General features: G+C 62.1%; 19 protein-coding genes. 14 read left to right on the top strand and 5 right to left on the bottom strand.

All coding sequences use genetic code 11. The annotated features are described in order from the left end of the window. The first annotated feature begins 22 nt into the window (after positions 1-22). The 11 genes from USDA257_RS10415 (at position 23) to USDA257_RS10465 (ending at position 10,458) form a co-directional block, all read left to right on the top strand. Positions 23-454 carry a hypothetical protein gene (locus USDA257_RS10415; protein ID WP_014762909.1) on the top strand — a complete coding sequence of 144 codons (432 nt, stop codon included), beginning with the start codon at positions 23-25 and terminating at the stop codon, positions 452-454. Further along, a complete protein-coding gene (gene sctJ, locus USDA257_RS10420; RefSeq protein WP_014762910.1) occupies positions 451-1,251 on the top strand; it encodes a type III secretion system inner membrane ring lipoprotein SctJ in 801 nt (266 codons plus the stop codon). Before USDA257_RS10415 ends, sctJ begins: the two co-directional genes overlap by 4 nt. Beyond that, positions 1,248-1,919, top strand: coding sequence for a hypothetical protein (locus tag USDA257_RS10425; RefSeq protein WP_014762911.1), 672 nt, complete (start codon positions 1,248-1,250; stop codon positions 1,917-1,919). Before sctJ ends, USDA257_RS10425 begins: the two co-directional genes overlap by 4 nt. Next, positions 1,916-2,521 (top strand): type III secretion system stator protein SctL, encoded by a 606-nt coding sequence (sctL, locus tag USDA257_RS10430; RefSeq protein WP_014762912.1) that lies wholly within the window; start codon positions 1,916-1,918, stop codon positions 2,519-2,521. Before USDA257_RS10425 ends, sctL begins: the two co-directional genes overlap by 4 nt. After that, a complete protein-coding gene (locus USDA257_RS10435; RefSeq protein ID WP_014762913.1) occupies positions 2,518-3,864 on the top strand; it encodes a FliI/YscN family ATPase in 1,347 nt (448 codons plus the stop codon). The genes sctL and USDA257_RS10435 overlap by 4 nt, the downstream gene beginning before the upstream one ends. After that, on the top strand, positions 3,861-4,343 hold the full coding sequence (locus USDA257_RS10440; RefSeq protein WP_014762914.1) for a YscO family type III secretion system apparatus protein: 483 nt from the start codon (positions 3,861-3,863) through the stop codon (positions 4,341-4,343). The genes USDA257_RS10435 and USDA257_RS10440 overlap by 4 nt, the downstream gene beginning before the upstream one ends. Before the next feature lie 3 nt (positions 4,344-4,346). After that, entirely contained in the window at positions 4,347-5,393 is a 1,047-nt protein-coding gene (gene sctQ / locus USDA257_RS10445) for a type III secretion system cytoplasmic ring protein SctQ (protein WP_014762915.1), read from the top strand. Continuing rightward, entirely contained in the window at positions 5,386-6,039 is a 654-nt protein-coding gene (gene sctR, locus USDA257_RS10450; RefSeq protein ID WP_014762916.1) for a type III secretion system export apparatus subunit SctR, read from the top strand. The genes sctQ and sctR overlap by 8 nt, the downstream gene beginning before the upstream one ends. Before the next feature lie 5 nt (positions 6,040-6,044). Further along, positions 6,045-6,314, top strand: a complete 270-nt coding sequence (locus USDA257_RS10455) for an EscS/YscS/HrcS family type III secretion system export apparatus protein (protein ID WP_014762917.1) — start codon at positions 6,045-6,047, stop codon at positions 6,312-6,314. Between the two features lie 9 nt (positions 6,315-6,323). Then, positions 6,324-7,145, top strand: coding sequence for a type III secretion system export apparatus subunit SctT (gene sctT / locus USDA257_RS10460; protein WP_014762918.1), 822 nt, complete (start codon positions 6,324-6,326; stop codon positions 7,143-7,145). A 187-nt stretch (positions 7,146-7,332) separates the two neighbouring features. After that, positions 7,333-10,458, top strand: coding sequence for a LysM peptidoglycan-binding domain-containing protein (locus USDA257_RS10465; RefSeq protein ID WP_014762919.1), 3,126 nt, complete (start codon positions 7,333-7,335; stop codon positions 10,456-10,458). An 87-nt stretch (positions 10,459-10,545) separates the two neighbouring features. Here USDA257_RS10465 and USDA257_RS10470 read toward each other — a convergent pair whose 3' ends face one another. Next, complete coding sequence (locus USDA257_RS10470; RefSeq protein WP_014762920.1) at positions 10,546-13,638, bottom strand: LysM peptidoglycan-binding domain-containing protein; 3,093 nt, start codon at positions 13,636-13,638, stop codon at positions 10,546-10,548. Positions 13,639-14,102: 464 nt separating this feature from the next. Here USDA257_RS10470 and USDA257_RS10475 point away from each other — a divergent pair, with 464 nt between their 5' ends. Together USDA257_RS10475 and USDA257_RS10480 are read left to right on the top strand one after the other, a co-directional pair. Beyond that, positions 14,103-14,513: a DUF2000 domain-containing protein gene (locus tag USDA257_RS10475; protein WP_041414069.1), complete on the top strand. Its 411-nt coding sequence runs from the start codon at positions 14,103-14,105 to the stop codon at positions 14,511-14,513. 8 nt (positions 14,514-14,521) lie between these two features. Beyond that, positions 14,522-15,118, top strand: a complete 597-nt coding sequence (locus USDA257_RS10480; protein WP_014762922.1) for a LysE family translocator — start codon at positions 14,522-14,524, stop codon at positions 15,116-15,118. On the opposite strand, the gene USDA257_RS10485 is transcribed toward USDA257_RS10480, so the two are convergent. Continuing rightward, a complete protein-coding gene (locus tag USDA257_RS10485) occupies positions 15,119-15,958 on the bottom strand; it encodes a helix-turn-helix transcriptional regulator (RefSeq protein ID WP_014762923.1) in 840 nt (279 codons plus the stop codon). Positions 15,959-16,335: 377 nt separating this feature from the next. On the opposite strand from USDA257_RS10485, the gene USDA257_RS10490 reads away from it, so the two are divergent. After that, entirely contained in the window at positions 16,336-16,692 is a 357-nt protein-coding gene (locus USDA257_RS10490; protein ID WP_014762924.1) for an SPW repeat protein, read from the top strand. Between the two features lie 163 nt (positions 16,693-16,855). On the opposite strand, the gene USDA257_RS10495 is transcribed toward USDA257_RS10490, so the two are convergent. The 3 genes from USDA257_RS10495 to USDA257_RS10505 form a co-directional block, all read right to left on the bottom strand. Continuing rightward, complete coding sequence (locus USDA257_RS10495) at positions 16,856-17,944, bottom strand: Gfo/Idh/MocA family protein (RefSeq protein ID WP_014762925.1); 1,089 nt, start codon at positions 17,942-17,944, stop codon at positions 16,856-16,858. 11 nt (positions 17,945-17,955) lie between these two features. Beyond that, the gene (locus USDA257_RS10500; RefSeq protein WP_014762926.1) at positions 17,956-18,741 is read right to left on the bottom strand and encodes a ThuA domain-containing protein; all 786 of its coding nucleotides are present in this window, start codon (positions 18,739-18,741) and stop codon (positions 17,956-17,958) included. Between the two features lie 242 nt (positions 18,742-18,983). Next, positions 18,984-20,012 carry an ABC transporter ATP-binding protein gene (locus USDA257_RS10505; protein WP_014762927.1) on the bottom strand — a complete coding sequence of 343 codons (1,029 nt, stop codon included), beginning with the start codon at positions 20,010-20,012 and terminating at the stop codon, positions 18,984-18,986.

Below are 20,012 nucleotides of genomic sequence, written 5' to 3' on the forward strand. Positions count from 1 at the left end.
TTTGCCAACAGGAGACGCAATCATGACGGTTGTCCCGACAGTGGAGACTGCCACGCTTCCAATGTCCCCTGCTCCGCAGGAGTCGGTCCCGCTCGCTTCGCAGAACCTGTTCGAGCATTCCGCGCTGAACGCCAATACGCTGCCGCACGGTGCGAGCCCGGCGGATCTCGGCCGGACGATCATCGACAAACTCGAAGGTTTCGTCGAACGCGCCGGAAAATTCGCCAGCAGGACCGGGCTTTCCGCCGAACCTGGCCAATCGCCGACATCGCCGTCTTTTGTGCCGAACGCGGCTAACGCGGAAGCGAATCTCACACGTACGCCGGACAGCGAGGCCGGGCGGCTGGTGGAAGCCTTGGGCAGGATCTTCGACCATGCGATCGAGACGCAGATGGTCGTCCGCGCTCCGACGCAATTCACCAGCGCGACGATGACGCTCACCAAAGGTCAATGAAGATCTTGCTGCGTTCCCCGGCAATTGCGCGCGGACTGGTGCTCGCATTTATGGTTCTGACGCTGCAAGCCTGCAGCGTCGACCTCTACACCAACCTCGATGAGCGCGAGGCGAATGAAATGGTCGCGACGCTGCTCGCGAAGGGAATTGCCGCGGGCCGTGTCGTGCAGAAGGACGGTAAGCTGACGGTTACGGTTGATGAGGATCAATTCTCGCAGGCCGTGACCGTGCTCAACATGGCGGGACTGCCCAAGGAAAAATTTGCCACACTCGGCACAGTGTTCCGGCAGGAGGGCCTTGTCGCCTCGCCAGTGCAGGAACGCGCGCAGATGATCTATGCGCTCAGCGAAGAGCTTTCCCGCACCGTTTCCGAAATCGACGGCGTCCTGTCGGCCCGTGTCCACGTCGTCCTGCCCGACAATGACCCGCTGCAGCGCAACGCAATTCCCGCTTCCGCCTCCGTATTCATCCGGCACGAAGCGGAGCTCGACGTCAATCCGCTGATCCCGCGGATCAAGACATTGGTCGCCAACAGCATATCGGGCCTTACTTACGAGAAGGTCTCGGTCGTGCCCGTCGCCAGCCAGCGGACGAGCGAGCCCGTTGCCGCTGCCGAGCTGACGTCCTTCCTCGGGATCTGGATGCTGCCGGCGAGCGTCGCCAAGGCCCGGTTGATCTTCGGCTGTCTCCTCGCCGGCCTGCTCGCGGCGATCGGCTGCCTCGGCTATCTGGCATGGCGAAAGCAGAGCCGGCGCCGGAAGGTCTATCCGCTGCAACCCTATGGCCCGGCGAAATGACGGGTCCTTCGCTGGCAGAGGGTTTGGCGGACGCCGATCCGGAAAGCGTTTGGGCGATTTTCCAGACGGCTCCGGCCCGCCTCGTTCACCCGCGCCATATCGTTCATGCCTATGACGAGGCGATCTCCCTCGAAGCCGCGGCGAGGCTGCAGCAATCCGGCCGGGTGCAGCGGCCGCTCGCGCGCTTGCTCACCGAAAAATACCGGCTTCCGGAAGCCGGCTCCTGTCAACGCCCGGCAGAGGAGGATCTCGAGCTCCTCGAACTGTCGCCCGAGCAGATAAAGCAATGCAGCCGTCTGGCGGGTGCCGTGTTCTGGGGCCATGTGCTGGCCGGCGAGATCCGCAATCGCGCGGTTGCCGAGATGAAGTCGCGGATCGGCGACCTCGCCTTTCAGCTCGCCGTCCACAACCGCGATCTGGCCTCCGGCCATTTGACACCCGGCGACCTCGATCTCTTGGTGCAGGCGATCGAAACCGACGGCCGGAAATGCTGGGCGAGCTGGAAAGTCTCGCTGCCGGAGCCGCTGGCGGCGTGGCTGCGGCTGAGAGACGAGATCGATGAAGATATCGCTTTTCCCGCGCCGACCGATGCGGAGCGCGGCGCGGCGATAGTCAGGCGTCTCGTGCGGGACAAGAATGTCGGCGCGGCGTTGAGGCAGGTCCAATGAACGACATCCCTTCGAGCCCCACTAAAAAAATACTCCGGCAAGCCGAAGCAGAGCAGTGGCTCGAAGGCTTTGCCTTCCTGGAGGCGGCGAAGGCCGCAGCGGACCGGCAGCTCGCTGGGGTGCGTGACCTCGTCGAGAAAAGCAGGAGGGAGGGCTACGAAGCCGGGCGGGTCGAGGGCGAACGCCAGGCGGCAGCGCTGCTTCTGAGGACCACCGCCGCAGTCAACGCCTACATGGCCGGGTTGGACCGGCAGATTGCCGAGCTCAGCCTGGCGGTCATTGAGAAACTGCTTGGCCGATTCGATCAGGCCGAGCTCGTCGCCAGGCTGGCGCAGCAGGCGCTGCAATCGTTCCAGCATGAGCGCGACGTCACGATTACCGTTGCCCCCGTGCTTGCCGAACGCGTCGCCGAGTTCGTGCATCAGCACAGCAACAACGGCACGCTGAAGATAGCCGTTCTCCCCGATCCTCGACTGGATGCGAACAAATGCGTGCTCGCCAACGCCGTGGCCGTCGTCGATGCGGGCCTTGACACGCAGCTCTCGGTGATACGCGAAGCGCTGCTCGGCGCCCAGCCCAGTCGCTCGGACTCCGCCGCATGAACAAGCATCTCCTGACCGATTCGGGCGACCTCATCCGGCGGCTGCGAGAGCGGGCGCTCGGCAGCGAAACACGGCCCGTGCATGGCCGTGTTCGCCGGATAACCGGCATCATCGTCCACGCGACTGCACCGATGGTGCGGATCGGCGAACTCTGCCATCTGAGGGACCCGGTTTCGGGCGCGACGGTACCGGCGGAGGTCGTCGGCTTCGAGGACGAGGAGGCCGTGCTGACGCCGATCGGCGATCTCGACGGCATGTCGACACGCGCCGAGGTCATCGCCACCGGGAAAACCCTGCAGATCCCGGTTTGCGACGACCTCCTCGGCCGGGTCCTGAACCCCTTGGGCGAATTTCTCGATTTCTCCGGCGACCGGACGCTCCCGCTCGTCACTGACACCTATTATCCGACGCACCGGCCGCCGCCCCCCGCCCTTCACCGTGACCTGATCACCGAACCGCTGCAACTCGGCATTCGGGCGATCGACGGGTTGCTGACGGTGGCGCGCGGCCAACGCGTCGGCATCTTCGGCGAGCCGGGCGTCGGCAAATCCTCGCTGCTTTCCGCTATCGTCCGCGGCACCAAGGCCGACGTCATCATCATCGGTCTCATCGGTGAGCGTGGCCGCGAGGTGCGGGAATTCATCGAGGGACAGCTCGGCGAAGAGGGGCGCCGTCGCTCTGTCGTCGTGGTTGCGACCTCCGACCGCCCGGCGATCGAGCGGGTGAAGGCCGCCTATGCCGCGACGGCGATCGCCGAATATTTCCGCGATCAGCGCCGCGACGTCCTGCTGCTGATGGACAGCGTCACCCGTTTCGCCCGTGCCCAGCGAGAGATCGGCCTGGCGGCCGGCGAGCCGCCGACGCGCCGCGGCTATCCGCCGTCGCTCTTCGCCGCCCTCCCGCGCCTCTTGGAGCGCGCCGGTCCGGGGCAAGGCGGCTCGATCACCGCCCTCTACACGGTATTGACCGAGGGCGACGGCACGCTGGACCCGGTTGCGGAGGAGACGAAGGCCATTCTCGACGGGCACATCATGTTGAGTTCCGATCTCGCCGAGCGCAACTTCTTCCCGGCCATCGATATCTTGAAAAGCCGCAGCCGCCTGATGGAAACCATCGCCAGCAGGACGCATCGGGACGATGCGGCCCGCATTCGTACGCTGCTTGCCCGTTTCGAAGAGATCGAACTTTTGCTGCGGGTCGGCGAATACGAACGCGGCGCAGACGCCCTTTCGGATGAAGCGATCGACAAGCGCGACGCCATCGACGCTTTTCTGCGACAGGAGAGTGACGCGTTCTCGCCGCTGGAGGCGACCGTCGAGCAATTGAAGAGGTTGGCTGCGTGACCCGGAAAGGCGATTTGCGGCAGCTTGTCGAATTGAGGGCGATGCGGATGCGGCGGGCGGAGGAGCAGGCCCAGCGCCAGCACAATCGTCATGATCAAACCGTCCGAGCGCTGGAAGCGGCAAAGGCTGAAAACCTTGCCCACGATGAACAGCGCAGGCGGGAAGAGCAGGCCCTCTATTCCAATCTCGCTCAAGGGACCCTCGATCATCGCGACCTCGGACGATATCGGGGCGCGCTGTCCGACCTGGATCACCGCGCCCGTGATCTGGAGGAACGCATTCACGGCGCGGAGCGCCACGAAAGGCGGGAAAGCCGAAAAAGGGAAGAACTCGCCGCCGAATATCGACGGAAACAAAAACTGCACGACCGCATTCAGATCCTTGCCGAGGAGAAACAACGGAAGGCGACGAAGCGCGCCGACCTCATCAACGAGATCGAGGACGAAGAGGCGATCCGTCCAAAGGGCAGAAAGCGGTAGACGATGAGGCTGTCGACCCAGACCCCGCCCGCCGCGGATATCCGCTCGCTCACGGAGGATCCCTCCTGGCTGCCGGAGGTCGCCGCGGCACAAATCGACCTCACCAACATGCTGTTGAGCATCCGGGGCGCCTTCCGGCTCTCGCTGCCGTCGGTCCATATTGACCTCGAACCCGGCGACAGTACGCGGCGCGTGATGGATCCGGTCCAGCTGGCGTTCCTGATCGGCGCCTCGCCGGGCCGATGGCTGATTCCCGCATCCGCGCTCGACCGGCTTTCAGCGCACCTCGGAGTAAGGGGAAGCCTCGTCAACTTCACCGCCCTGCAACGCAACATCCTCCTCGAGGAGGCTCTCGCCCCCGTGCTCGAGGAACTGGACAAGCGCATCGGAGAACCGTTGCGCCTGGAGCCGCCGGACGAGGCGGCCGACTATGCGATCAAGCTCCCCTGGACGATCGATAGCGGCGATTTTCCGCTCCCTGCCGAATTGCATTTGAGCGCCGCGGCGGCGTCGAAGATCGGAAAGGCCTTCGGCACCAGGACGAGTTTTTTGAACGAGTTCACTGATAATCTCGTCCAGCCGATCCAGCTCCGCGCCGGCGGCCAGCAACTGACCCTCCGCGAGTTCAAGAGCCTTCGCCCCGGCGACATCGTCATGTGCGAGCAAGCGGACGAGCCGTTCGCCGTTCTTGGCAACCACCTCATCGCGCCTCTGCGCCGGAGCGAAGCCGGCCTCGCCTTCGCCTCCGGCTGGCAGCCACTGAAAACAAGTTGGGAATTCTCCGCCATGTCAAAGCAGGAAACGCCTTCGTCCGAAGAGCTCGAACCGCTCGCAGATCTGCCGATCGAGCTCGTCTTCGAGATCGGCCGCGCCGAATTCCCGCTGAAGGAAATCGCCAGGATGGGCGAGGGAACGGTGCTTCAAGCCAGCCCGAGCCTTTCAAGCCCCGTCAATATCCTGGCGAACGGGCGGCTGGTCGGGAAGGGTGAGTTGATCAGGATCGGCGAGGGCCTCGGCGTGCGCGTGGTGCGGCTTTCGACCGATGGGTGAGACGACCACCAATCTCATCCCGATCATCATCATCGTCTCGACGATCGGGCTCATCCCGCTCGCCGTGGTGACGATGACCGGGTTCCTGAAAATCTCGATCGTCCTGTTTCTGATCCGCAACGCGCTCGGCATCCAGCAATCGCCGCCCAATCTGGTGCTTTATGGCGTGGCGCTGATCCTCACCGTCTATGTGACGACGCCGCTCGTCGGTGAAATGTACCGGACGCTCTCGAGCGAACAGGTCGACGTGCAATCGATGGACAGCATGGTGCGGGCGGCCGATCAGCTCAGGGCGCCGCTGCAGGCGCACCTTACCCGCTACACGGATGAGAACGAGCGCCAGTTCTTCCTGCAGGCAACCGAGCGCATCTGGTCGGAGGAAGCGAGAGCCTCGGTGAAGACCGACAGCCTGCTAATTCTCGTTCCCGCCTTCGTCAGTTCGGAGCTGACCCGCGCCTTCGAGATCGGCTTCCTGCTCTACCTGCCGTTCCTGGTGATCGATCTCATCGTCTCGACCGTGCTGATGGCAATGGGGATGATGATGGTCTCGCCGACGCTGATCTCCATTCCGCTGAAGATATTCCTCTTCGTCGCGGTCAACGGCTGGTCGCGGCTGATGCACGGCCTAATCCTGAGCTACGGGTAGCGTCGATGGATCAAACCGCCTTCCTCGCCCAGATGCAGAAAGCGATGCTGACCGTGCTGATCGCCTCGGCCCCGGCGCTTGCCATCGCGATCGTCATCGGCGTCAGCGTCGGTCTCATCCAGGCGCTGACCCAGATCCAGGACCAGACGCTCCCGCAGGCCGTCAAGCTGGTCGCCGTGATGCTGGCCCTGGTCGTTCTCGGACCGGTGCTTGCCGTCCAGGTCGCCAATTTCGCCAGCAACACGCTCGACATCTTTCCGGCCTTGACGCGATAGGGGAGCGGCGTGGACTTCCTCTCCGCCACGTCCTCGCTGTTCGACGTCGTCTACCCAGTGCTCGCCGGCACCGCGATCGCGATGGCTCGCGCCCTCGGCATGATCGTCATCACCCCGGCTTTCGTGCGGCTCGGGCTTACCGGACTGATCCGCTCGGGCGTGGCCATCGCCATCGCCCTGCCGCTGATACCGAGCTTCACGGCGACGCTCGCGGAGGGGCAGAGCTTCTCGACCCTGGTGATGACCGGCCTGATCCTAAAGGAAATCATTCTCGGGCTCATCATCGGCGTGGTGCTCGGCATTCCGTTCTGGGCCGCGGAAGTCGCCGGCGATCTCGTCGACCTGCAACGCGGCTCGACATCGGCGCAGCTCGTCGATCCGCTGCAGGCGACGGAAACCAGCATCGCCGGAACTTTCTTCGTTCTGACGCTGGTCGCCCTATTCTTCAAGTCAGGCGGCTTTTCCCTGCTCGCCGAAACCTATTACCGAAGCTACGAGGTCTGGCCTGTCACTAGTTTCGCACCAAGCCTCGGTTTCGGCGCAGCCGAGGCCGTGCTCGCCATTCTGGACCGGGTCATGCAAATCGGCGTTCTCCTGATTGCGCCGATCGTGCTCGCTCTGCTCATTGCCGATCTGATGCTTGCATACCTGTCACGCATGTCGCCCCAGTTGCATGTCTTCGATCTGTCGCTGGCGATCAAGAACCTGCTCTTCGCGATCCTGATCGTGCTCTATCTCAACTATCTCCTGCAATACATGGTTGCGGAGCTCGCCATCCTGAAAGAGGCCCCGGCAATGCTGCGCGGCCTCCTCGGGACGACGCCTGAATAAGGCTTCGCGCCGGCCCACAAAATCCAGTCCCTGTCATCAAACCATTAAGCAGGCCCGCCATAGTGGCCCGCGCGCGCTGGCGCGCAACCGACCAGCGTCTTGATTTCAGAGACCATTCTTCGCTTTCCGCGCCATTCGCCGGATGTGCACCTCTCGCGCGCCGCATAGAGCCGAGGAGACCCCGCCCATGTCCTATCGCATCGATATCGACGGCAAGAACCGCTACGACGCAAACGGCGGTCGCGCAACGTCCGTCTCCGAAGAGCAGCGGCGCTTCTTCATTGAGCAGATCAACCAGGCCGTGCGCGAGCGGGCCGAGGCCGGTGGGCCGAGGACGATCGATCCTCTTACCGAGAAGGCGATCGTCGTCGAGAAGGGCGACAGTCTTTCGGAGATCGCTGAGGAGAACCATGTCAGCCTGGACGACCTCATGGCCGCCAACCGCATCAAGCTGACGGCGAACTCGGCGGCGATCGACCCCAATGACGTGGTGATCGTGCCGCTCGCCTCGCCCGTGCTTGTCGCGCAAGGCCCGGTGGACGGCAAGGGCGTGCCCAAGGGCGAGGCTGCGTTCATCGATGATCTCTATGGCCGCGGCAACAAGCTCGCCTATGCCGACGACCCTTCGAAGATCGACTATGCCGCCGAAGGCAAGGACATGCAGCGCAACGTCCGAGCCTATCTCGACAACCTGCCCAAGGCGGAGCGACAGGCCGCAGCCCTCAGGCTGATCAACAGCGATTGGCTGGATGCAGGTCCCGCCGGCAATGCCGTCAAGGCGGCGATCGAGGAGCGCGGTCTGAAGACGGACGAAGATTCGGTGATAGCGGACGGGATCTATGATCGAGGCAACCGCATCCAATATTCCGACGACCCGAAGATAGACTATCAGGCGGAAACGGGCGAGATCACCAAGGACGTCAGAAGCTATATCGAGAAGCTACCGGAGAAGGAGCGATCCGAGACGCTGCAGCGCCTCTATGACCGTGACTGGACCGATGCGGCGCCGGCGCAAAAGGCAATTGAAGACGCTGCAAAGGCGCTGAATGTCAGCTTGCGGCCGTCGATCCACGCCGGTGTCGACCTTGAAGCCAAGGCACGCGGCATTATCGACAACGCGAACGCCGCCGGCGGGCCAGACGAGGCGTTCCGCAAGCTCGCTTCGGCCTACAGGTCGGCAACGCCGGAGGTCCAGCTCGTCCTCCTGGGCTCCGAAGATGCGAAGGCCCTAATCGACAAGGCTGCGAACTGGGCATCGAAGCCGCTCGCCGATTATCAGCCAGAGCAGGCTTTGAGCGATCAGGGCGATGCCGCGACGACGATGAGCAATCTCGAGCGGCTGACGGCCGGCGCCGATCCGCGACTGGCCGTGGATCTCGTTTCCTCTGCCATGCCGACCATCGAAGCCGCAAACACGAGGAAGCAGGAAAAGATCGGCGGCGATCTGATCGGAATGAACGCCCAGGCGAACATGATGGCGATCATCGACCGCATCGGCGACAGTCCGGGTGCCGATCAGATCGTCGAGCGCTTTGCCGAGATCGGTGGCTACCACCCGAACTCCGTCCCTGTGGCGATCAGCAACGGCTCCCGCCTCGACTATCCGATCGCTGTCGGCGCCAAGAGTGCGGCGGCCTCACCCGACTTCGTCGTCGAGAACATCGTTCCAAACGTCAAGCAATATGCCTCGGCCAAGGTCAACCAGGACGTCATCGCCTATTCGGCGCATATGCAGGAGCTTCAGTGGCTGGTTTCCAACCACGGAGGGACAATGACCCGCGAGCAGCTCACCAAGGCGGTCGAAGACTACAAGAAGGAAAAAGGCCCAGAATGGGCCAAAACGGAGCAGCGCCTGGAAGACAACATCGCCGCGAGCGGCGAAAAATTGCTGCATCAACTGACGGCGCTCGGCAATCTACCGCCGGAACTGGCCTCACAGCAGCAAGCCGTCAACGACGAGATCGGCAAGATCCTGTCGGACGAAAAGACTGCGATGGCCATCGAGATCGCCATGAAGAAGGATCCAGCACTCATAGACAATCCGGCCGTTCTGAACCTGATGGGCTACCAAGCCCGCCTGACCGACCGGGGCAGAAAGCTCGCCGAAGAGGCAACAACCCAGATCATCCGCCACAAGGTCCTGCCGTCGTTCACCGAGCTGCAGTCCGGCGGCCCGGCAGCCCTCGGCAAAGCCAGGGCCAGCCTAGAGGAGCTTAAGGACGGCAAACTCTCGCAGATGCTCGGCATTCCCAAGGCCGACATGGATCGGGCGATCGACGCAGTCGGCAAGTCCTTGCCCGAACCGGGCGAGACGGTCGAGCAATCCCGAGCAAAGATGGCCACCATCAACGGCGATCTGAACGATCTCAAGAGTTCTAGCGGCGTCAGGTCCTTCGCCAACACGACCGGACCGGGTCAGATGCTCCGCCTGATCGGCGTTGCGGCCACCGGAGCGAGCATTTCAAATTCGGCGACCGTGGCGCAGAACAACCCCACGCTCAGAAACAATCTGAAAGTGGTGATCGATGCGGTCGGGCTCGGCCAGCGAACGGTGGAGATACTCGGCGGAATGGACCACCTCAACGCCGACTCCGCCGCCGTCAAGCATTTCGGCAGCAGCAGCCGGCCGGCCGTCAAGTTTCTCGGCGCGCTGAGCGGCGGCTTCGATGCCTGGGTCGCCTTCGACTACTTCAAGGCCGGCGACCCGCTGATGGCCAGCCTTTCGGCCGCGGCGGCGGGTGGAACCATCATGGCGGCGCTCGGAACCGGTACGATGTTCGGCCCGGCCGGGCTCGTCATCGTCGGCGCCGCGGTGATCGGCCAGATGATCGTTACCAACACGCGCGATTCGAACAAATACATGACCGACACCTCAAAGCGTTTCCTCGCCCATTCCGACCTCAACGAAACCGCCGCCGGCGCGCTCGTCGACCAGAGCGGCGATGGCCATAGCCCGGTGCCGATCCTCGCCAGATACGCGGAACTCAAGGGCTATCGTCTCGACCAGCCGGCCGACCGCCAGCAGTTCATCGACTGGCTGAACGGCCTTCCGAAGGAAGGGCTGGAGACGTTGCGCGACAATCTGCACCATACGCTCGATGCGTTCGGCGGCGACCGGGCGAAATTGGCTGCGAGCGCCGGTTCGGACGAAAGCTACACGGACACGACACGTCTGAACGAGCGCTATGTCAGCGGGCAGGTCTATATACCGAGCCTCGCCGACAAAATCAGAAACGGCGATGCCGCTCCTGCGTCGGCAAAACAGATCGATGTGGTCCTCGCAGAATTGGGAATTGGAATTCCGGTGGCCTGAAGTCTCGTTTCTTTGGATCGAGGGGCGCCGTCAGGCTGGACGGCGCCCCTTGGGACAATATGGCGGTCACTGCAAATACAAAAAGCATCAACTCGTCAGAACGAGATTTTCGCGAGTCCATTCGGCCAATTCCGGAATAGTGCGGGGGCGACCAAGTGATGGATCCCGGTAAATCGTTTCGCCATCGGGCAACTCCAAATTCTCCAGCCGCTTGGGAGCCGTCGTCGGATAGGTACCATTTTTATCCGGTTTGGTTTCGTGAACGCCCGCCACGAATTCTCTTAGCTTCGCCATGTCCTTGGTCGCTCGCAGACTTTCGGTAAGGGCCTCGGGCGTCATTCCCAGTTCCTTGGCGAGAGGCTCGATGACGGAACCGACACTGTTTCCATCCTCGTCGTGATTGGAAAGTAACTTCGCCGCTTCCTGTTCGAATCCGGCCTTAATGAGGAATTTCTCGGTCGGGCCTTCGTAGTAACTTGCGATCTTGCTTCTGCGGTAATCGTTATAGATAGCCTCGCCGATGATGCCGACAGCCGCGAGGCCAGCCCCCCACAAACCGGCCTTCGGTGACTTCATCAGCGAGAGGAACGTTCCGACGGTGGTTGTCGCAGCGAATGCCGAGTTTGCCCATTTGCCCTTCGCCGCATAATCGAGAGTATAGGCAACCATCAACGCTCCGCCGGCGCGGTCAAAATACTTAGAGAACCATCCCCACTTCGAGGTGCCGCCGACTTCGGCAAATCGCGTGGCCCGGTCGAGGAAGCCGCCCTTTGCGACGGTGCCACGTTCGATCAGCGAACGAACGCCGCCGGCGGACAGTTGAGCTGCCTCCTGCGCGATCCCGGCCGTCAGCCAGACGCCGAACGACTGGGTGAGGAGGCCAGGTGTGGCGAAATTGTCCTTCGCGCTCCCCAGATAGAGGAGACCCTGAACCGCGGCCAATCCCTTGCCGAAGCCGGACGTCGTGGTTATGCCGGCGCGGGGATCGAATTTCGATCCATCGAACGCCTTGCTGAGACTTTCGATTGCAGCCTTGCGCGCCTTCGGGTCGGTTGAGGCGTTGGGCCCGTGGAGAAGCAGGGATGCGCTTTGTGCCAGCTTCGGATCGTACTGACCGGGACTCATGCGCTTAGCCGTTTCGATGCTGCCTGGAGTCGGTGGCTTGTAGGCCTTGTTGCCGCCAAGGGCCTCATAGGCAGCCACTGTTCTGTGCATGCCGATGATAGCCCGACCGGACCAGTACAAGGTGGGGGCGGCGGGAACCGCTTCAGTCTCTGGCTTCGCGGTTGCCTCGATGTAAGCCTTGCCCATTTCCGTCCAGGCCTGTTCGCTATTGCTCACCGCGAACCGACTTTTCTCGTCCTGTTCCAGATGGTTGGTGGCCTGCTTGTAGCGATTGAAGCCATCGAGCCCTTTCAGGTCTTTCAGACTCCCTTCGGCCTCGTGGAGCGCACTGAGGGTGCGGAATATCCGCGCACCCTGGTCGTCCATCTTGTCTTTGCTGCCCCTGTTATTGGCAATCGAATCGTCGAGCCCATCGGTCAACTGCTTGGCAGAGAGCGACGATTTCCAGTCATTGGCGACAACGAGGTGATCCTTGGCGAATTCGCCAACGGCATTCTGACTGTTCTTGGTCAGGTCATCCGTGCCTTTGATCACAGCATCGAAGACGGCATTGGCGCCGCTGAGATTGCCGGATTTGTTGAGCTCCTTGACCACCGCGAGACTCAAGGTCGGGTCGTTGCCGCCCGCGATGGCCTTGCGGAATGGGTCGCCAGCGGCCTGCGGGTCCGCAGGTTTGATCTCCGGGTAGGGAATACCGATTTCCTTGCCGATCTTCTTCTTGTCTTCGAGCGAGAAGGTTCTTGCCTTTTCGGGAAGCTTGGCTTCCCAATCCGAAAACGTCTTGTCGGTCGTGTCCTTTACGGCTTTGGCAATCGACTTTGCGCTGTCATCGATGATCTTGGCGCCGCCAGGAGCCTTCGAGATCCTACCGAGGGCTTCGGAATAATGCGCGATCGTATCGTGCTGCGCCATGTTCCGCGACAGGTTGACTTCCTGGTTAACGTAGCGGCCGGCCAGACTGTCGGGAAGTGCACCTGAATTGATCGCCGTTTGCTGACCGATCGTCTGCTGGATGACATCCAGCACCTTTGTGTCCTTCGTCCCAAACGCCTCGGTCGGTTGATTTGCTTGCTGGACAATCAGAACCGCCGTTTCGTCGGTGACGTTCTTGGTCACTTCGTCGAGCACCTTGGCAGCTCGGGCCGCACCGTCCTCTTTCTTGAACTGTGTGGCGTCCTCGCCATCGAAGCCCTTGAAATCGTTCTTGCCTTCGCGGAAAGCATCCTGCACACGTTTGGCCGGTCGGTTGACCAGAACCTCTCGTCCGCTGGCATCGAGCGCCTCGAGAAAGCCCTTGTCCGTCGGACCAAAGGCTTTCAACGTTTCCCGGGCACTGTTGATCGCAGCTTCGCCGCCATCGGGTGCATTCTTGGCAAGTTTTTCGAACTGACCGGTAAGTTCGGTTTGGACCTTCTGCCATTCTGCAGGGTTTTGCTGCGCTGCCGTCACCAGCTTGCTGATCGGCTCGAAAACAGCATTCAGATTAGTCTCCACAGATTTCCGCTCGCCCTGCACGAGCTTCTTGTATGCGTCCGTGTCAGGGCCGAGCGCAATGAGGTCCGCCTCTCGTTGATCGAGGGAGGCCTTGAGCTTCTCGGGCGTGTAGGCCTGGTTCTTGCCGGCCGATTGAAGGTCCGTCTCGATCGCGAGCGTCAGCGCCTTGGTCTTCTCGTCTTTATCAGCCGGGCTCGAAGCCTTGTCGATGTCCGCATGCAGATCCTTGATGGTCTCAAGGCTCGTGCGCCGCTCTTCACTCAATATCCGCAACGACTCGCCTTCGCTAATGACGTCCGGGTTACGGATGGCTGGATTCGTCAGCAGGATATCGGGGATGCTCTGCTCGTAGAGCGGCGCAATACCCGTAAGCGTTTCGTCCCTCTTGATCTTGTGATCGACGCGACCGTCCTGCTCTTTCTCAGGATTGCCCTGCGGCACCAATGGCTTTTTGGCTTTCTGTACGGCGTCTGAAAACTGGCTCGCCTTTGGATCATGCAGGGCAGCCGTATTGCGATGAAACGATGTGCGCAAAAGACGATTGAAGTCGAAAATGCCCATGCTGTCACCTCCCGCAACTGTCACAAAAGCGTCGCAGGTTTATCAAACGCTCGCACCAGTGGCAAATGGCATTGTAGATGCTGGAAGATTTTTTAAGAACTACCCGCCTCACTTGGGCATTTTCTGCAGTCATTCTTATAACGAAAATTAGGTAATGCTGATCGTCCGTGAGACAATTTTGTACGCTCCGCAGCCGTGCACGCATCTCTATTATTTCATTACTTTACGTAGTTTACTAAAAGAGCTAATTTGAATATATATGATGCTGCGCTTTTAAGCATGTGGTGCTCAGGACGATGACGTCCCTTGGCCCTGTCTCCTGCCAAACCCAATTGCAGGTGCGGCGCCGGGCGAGCCAGGCTGAGCCTGCACGCGACGGAAAATCGTCAGGGCAATTTCCTTCAATAACCACGGTTGGCTTTGTCATACCTTCCAGGCGGCTGGGACCACGCTTGAGGAAGACCGTGACACGCTGCGCATTCATCATCGACCACGCCCTGCCCCGAGGCCTGATCGCCAACACCGCCGCCATATTGGCCATGACTCTCGGCAAGGAGCGGCCGGATTTGATCGGCCATGCCGTCCACGATGCCGACGGTAACTGTCATCAAGGGATCACCACCATCGTCATGCCCATCCTGATGTCTAACGTCGACGGCCTGAGGGAGCTGAGGCGGCGGGCGGTATCGCAGGAAACATCGGGATTGGCTGTGATCGACGTGACCGAGACGGCGCAGCGCGCCAAGAGCTATCAGGCCTATGAGCACGGCATCGGCGAAATGCGGCATGATCACCTGCGCTATCTCGGCCTTTGCCTTCACGGTCCCGAGAAGCTGGTCCGCTCGCTGACCGGCGACCTGCCGCTGATGAAATAGAGGCACCCATGTCGCTGGCACACTATCTTTCGATGGGCTCCTTCGCGCTTGCCGCCTCCATCTCGCCGGGACCGGTCAACATCGTCGCCCTGACCACCGGCCTTCGCCATGGCTTTCGCGCCAGCATGGGCCACGTGACCGGCGCGACGGTCGGCTTCACAGCGCTTTTGCTGCTGAGTGGGCTCGGTCTTGCCGAACTGCTGTTGCAATGGCCGGGCGCGACAAGGATCATCGGCGCGGCCGGCGTGGCCTTCCTAGTCTATCTCGCCTGGAAGCTCTGGCGGGACGACGGACGCATTTCGGACGGCAAGGTGCGGCGGCCGCCCTCGCTTCTCTCCGGTGCCGCGCAGCAATGGCTCAATCCGAAAGCCTGGATCGCCGCGATCGCCGGCATGGGAGCCTTCGGCATGGACGGTGGAACGGCCCGGATTTGGCTGTTTTCGGCGCTCTACTTCGTCGTCTGCTACGCCTCGATCGCCGCCTGGGCCTATGCCGGGGCGCGCCTGCGCCATTACCTCGACGATGCAGGGCGAATGCGCGCCTTCAATCGGGCGATGGCGGCGCTCGTCGCGCTCAGCGCCCTCTACCTCGCCTTCGAGAGCTGATCATCGCCGCGCGTCGGCGGTCGGATGCGCGCTCCGCAGCCGCGCATATTGGCGCGGCGTCGCCGCCACATGCTGCTTGAAGACCCGCTGGAAATGGGCCTGGTCGGCAAAACCTGCCGAGAGCGCAACATCAACGACGGACCGGCCACGACGCAGTTCGCTCTGCCCGAACTGGATGCGGCGGTTGAGCTGGTAAGCATGCGGCGTCATGCCGTAGCGCGACCTGAAGGCCCGCACCAGATAGGACGGGGACAGGCCCGAGACGTCGGCGATTTCATTGAGCCGCAGGCGGCGCGTGCAATGCTCGGTGATGAAGGCGGCGGCACGATCGAGGCGAGGCGTTTCCTGTGCCAGTCGCTCGTCGATCCTCTCGAGGCGATTGTCGAGATCGCCAAAGAAGGCCGCCGCCGCGCATTCCTTGGCGAGTACCTCGGTTTCCGCGTCGAACAGCACGTCGAACAATCGGTTGAGGCTGCGATAGAGGTGAGAATCGGTGCTCACCACGGCAGCATAAGGGGTGAAGTCTGCCGCCTGCTGCATCTCCGTCAGCCAGGAAACGTCCACATAGAGCATGCGATAGCCCCAGGGCACGTTTTGAAGCGGGTTGCAGGCATGCGCCTCTTCGGGGTTCATCAGAACGACCGTGCCGGCCGCCACGTCGTGCCGATAGCGCCCATTGCGGTAGTTGCTGCGGCCATGTGTGACCGCGCCGATCGAAAAGGTCCAGTGACTGTGGAGACCGTAACAGACGTCGCGCCCGTCGGCCACCTGGCGCGCCTCCAGAAAGGGGAGCGCCGGATCGCGCCAGAATATGTGGGCGTCGACGGGCCGGGGAGCCATGCTGCCTCGCACTGCGAAATTGGGACTGGGCACAACGTCATAGGCCAGTTCGCCACTACAGACAAATCGCCCCGGGCCGGCTTATTTCCAACGGGAAGGAAGGCATCAACAGAGTTCCGGCAGGCAGGAAAGCGTATTTCCGATGCCGAAACAACCCTCGCACGACGGTCGTTTCGGCGGCCCCGCAAGGTCATGCGCAGCGGGAATAACCTGCAAAATCCGCATATTGCGGGAGTCCTTGAATCGAAACCGATTTAAGGATAAAATTACCCCAGCAATTCAAGGCGTTACGGCAACCGTGCGATCCCAAACGACCGGAGCCGTGTGTTGCACGCGAGTGGTGACGCTTTGATCAAGCTTCATACGTGGAGGTTGTCATGCCCAACACCCTTATGGCAGGAAGAAGAAGTCAGGATTGGGCCAATCTGGTCCTGGCCGTCTGCCTGTTCCTCTCTCCCTGGGTCATCGGCTTCGCATCTGATACGACGCCGACCTGGAACGCTTGGATCGCCGCAATCGTGCTCGGCGCCCTTGCGGTCGCGACCCTTTCGGCCTTCGCCGAATGGGAGGAATGGGCCAATATGGTGATCGGTCTGTGGTTGATCGTTTCTCCCTGGATCCTCGGCTTCATGGCGAATGCGAACGCGATGTGGACTCACGTCATTCTCGGCGTGCTCGTCGCCGCAATCGCCGCCTGGGCGCTCTGGGATTATCGTCATCACCTGCATGCCTAGACTTAACGGCTTCGGCTCGAGCCGGAGCCGCTAAGTCACAGCGCTGGGATCGAGCGGCCCACGAGAAACGACGACCGCTCGAACATGTCGCGCGTTCGCTATGAACGCTGTGCCGACTATCTCCCGCTTTTCGGGAATGCCGGAAAGCGGGAGCAGCTTTGAGTTATCCTCCGACGACGAGCCGCCCGTCCGCGACCCACTCCATATCCGCGACCCCGAGTTCCCGCCGCTCACGCTCGGTTTCGATCGCGAGATCGAGGACCTTCTGCAGGTCGGCGGCATGGCGGAAGCCGGGCTCGGTCACCTGCCCGGCCTGAACCGCGGCGACGAAGCGCTCGTAATTGGTCGGCACCGCGCCCGCATCGACCTCGCGCCAGATGGCCTTTTCGACGTCGGGCCCGAGGCACGCCCGCAGGCTAGAGCCATCCGGCGTGTGGATCACCTCCAGCGCACCCTTGTCGCCATGCAGCCTCAGCCTCAGCTCGTTAAGATGGCCGGTTGCCCAGCGGCTCGCATGAATGACGCCCATGGCACCGCTGTCGAACTCCACCGTCATGGCAAAACTGTCATTGGCATCGAGGTCGTATTCGCCGATCCGGTTACCGGGCACCTTGTCGAAGGCCTTCAGCCGCGCGAACACACGCTCGACCGAAATGCCGGCCCCATAGCCGGCAAAATCGAGAATATGAATGCCGACATCGCCGAGCACGCCGTTCGAGCCGTGCCTGGTCGAAAGCCGCCACAGCCACTTGGACTCGCTTGCCCAGTCGCCCCAGGCCTTCGACACCAGCCAGCTCTGCAGGTAGGAGGCTTCCAGATGCCGGACCTCGCCGATGGCGCCGGAGAGCACCAGTTCGCGCGCCTTCTGGAGCGGCGCCACATTGCGGTAGGTGAGGTTGACCATGGCGATGAGGCCGGAGCGCTCGGCCGCCGCGGCCATTTCCGCAGCTTTTTCATAGTTCTCCGCCAACGGCTTCTCGCAGAGCACGTGCTTGCCGGCGGCAATCAGCGCAAGCGTCGTCGGATGGTGCGCCTTGTCGGGGGTGACGTTGGTCGCAGCGTCGAATTGCCCCCAGGCGATCGCCTCCTCGAGCGACGTGAAGGTATGCTCGATACCGTGCTGCTCGGCAAAGGCCTTGGCGCGGTTCGGGTCGACGTCGACGGCGCCGACCATTTCGACGCCGTCTATCTTGGCAAAGGCGTTGGCATGGCTGTTTGCCATGCCGCCGGTTCCGAGTATCAGCAGACGCATCGGCACGCTCCTCATCTGTAGCCCGCTTCGCCGGCGCGGTGCAGTTTCGGGCCACGCTCGACGATCGGCTCCAGCGCCCTTTCCACCGGCACGTTCGGCGCCTCGTGGATCGCCTTGTAGGACCCTTGCGGGTTATGCGCCCATTTCACCGAATTGCGCAGCACATGCTGCACCGTTTCATCGTGATAGGTCGGATAGGTCTCGTGGCCGGGACGAAAATAGAAGATGTTGCCGGCGCCGCGCCGCCAGGTCAGCCCGGAGCGGAACACCTCGCCGCCGGCAAACCAGGAGATGAACACCGTCTCCAGCGGCTCCGGCACGGAGAATTGCTCGCCATACATCTCCTCGTGCTCGATGACGAAATTGTCGCCGAGGCCTTCGGCAATCGGATGGCGCGGGTTGACGACCCAGACGCGCTCGCGTTCGCCCGCCTCGCGCCATTTGAGTGCGCAGGGCGTGCCCATCAGCCGCTTAAAGACCTTGGAGAAATGGCCGGAATGCAGCACGATCAGTCCCATGCCTTCCCAGACCCGCTTGGCGACCCGCTCGACGATCCTGTCGTCGACGGCGCCATGATCCTTGTGGCCCCACCACAAAAGCACATCGGCCGAAGCCAGCCGCTCCTCGCTCAGCCCGTGCTCCGGCTCCTGCAGCGTCGCCGTCGTCGCCTTGATCGCCGGATCGGTGTTCAGCGCCGCGGCGATCGTGTTGTGCATGCCGTCCGGATAGATTTCCCGCACGACGGCATTCGTCTGCTCGTGGATGTTCTCACCCCATACGATGGTGTTGATAGACAAGGTCGTTCTCCTGCTGATTGGGGCATCCGCCGCGGGTGCCCGCTGTCCGTGAATTGAGTCTGTCGACCGGGGTCGGGCTGGGATTTCGCCCTACCGGGTCTAACGTCTGGCATTTGGAAATGATCCGAAATCGATGCGATCTACAGCGCCACGCGTCTTCTCAGACGCACAAAGGTCGCTGTAGCACTTTGAATGCTGCATGTTTTTATCCTTAAATCGGCGACGATTTAAGGAAGCATGCATTACGCGGCACCTCGCAGAATGTGGCGTCCTATCGACCGCCCCGCCGCATCGAAGCGGTGGATCTGGCCGGCCTCGGGAGCGATCCGCACCGTCTCGCCGGGCTGATGCCGGGACGTCCCGGTCTCCCGGACGATTACCGGTTCGCCGGCGCCGATGTCGAGGTAGATGTAGCTGTCGGATCCGAGCATCTCGGAGTGGACGACGGTTCCGGCCCATTGCCCGTCCCCGCCGGCGATCTCCAGATGTTCCGCCCGGATGCCGATCGTCTCGGCTTCGTGGAGCGCGGCGAAATTCCCCGAGAGGAAGTTCATCTTTGGCGAACCGATGAAGCCGGCGACAAACACCGAGTTCGGATTTTCGTAAAGCTCGAGCGGCGTGCCGATCTGTTCGACGCGCCCGTCTCTCAGCACGCAGATGCGATCGGCGAGCGTCATCGCCTCGACCTGATCATGCGTGACATAGATCATCGTCGTCTTGTGCATGCTGCGATGAAGCTTGGCGATCTCGATGCGGGTGGCGACGCGCAGCGCCGCATCAAGATTGGAAAGCGGCTCGTCGAACAGAAAGACTTTGGGATCGCGCACGATCGCGCGTCCGATCGCGACGCGCTGCCGCTGGCCACCCGAGAGCTGACGCGGCAGCCGCTCAAGATAAGGTGTGAGTTGCAGCATCTCCGCCGCCGCCTCCACGCGCTTGCGGCACTGCTCCTTGTCCTTGCCGGCAAGCTGCATCCCGAAGGCCATGTTCTCGAAGACCGTCATGTGCGGGTAAAGCGCATAGGACTGAAAGACCATGGCGATGCCACGTTTCGACGGGACGAGATGGTTGACGACCTCACCGTCGAAAGAGAGCGTGCCGGAGGTGATCTCCTCGAGGCCGGCAATCAGCCTCAAAAGAGTGGACTTCCCGCAACCGGAAGGGCCGACGAAAACCATAAACTCGCCCGCCCGGATATCCATGCTGACGCCCTTGATGACGTCGTAGGCGCCGAACGACTTGCGAATGTCGCGCAATTGCAGCTCTGCCAT

The organism is Sinorhizobium fredii USDA 257 (assembly GCF_000265205.3).
Lineage (GTDB): Bacteria > Pseudomonadota > Alphaproteobacteria > Rhizobiales > Rhizobiaceae > Sinorhizobium > Sinorhizobium fredii_B.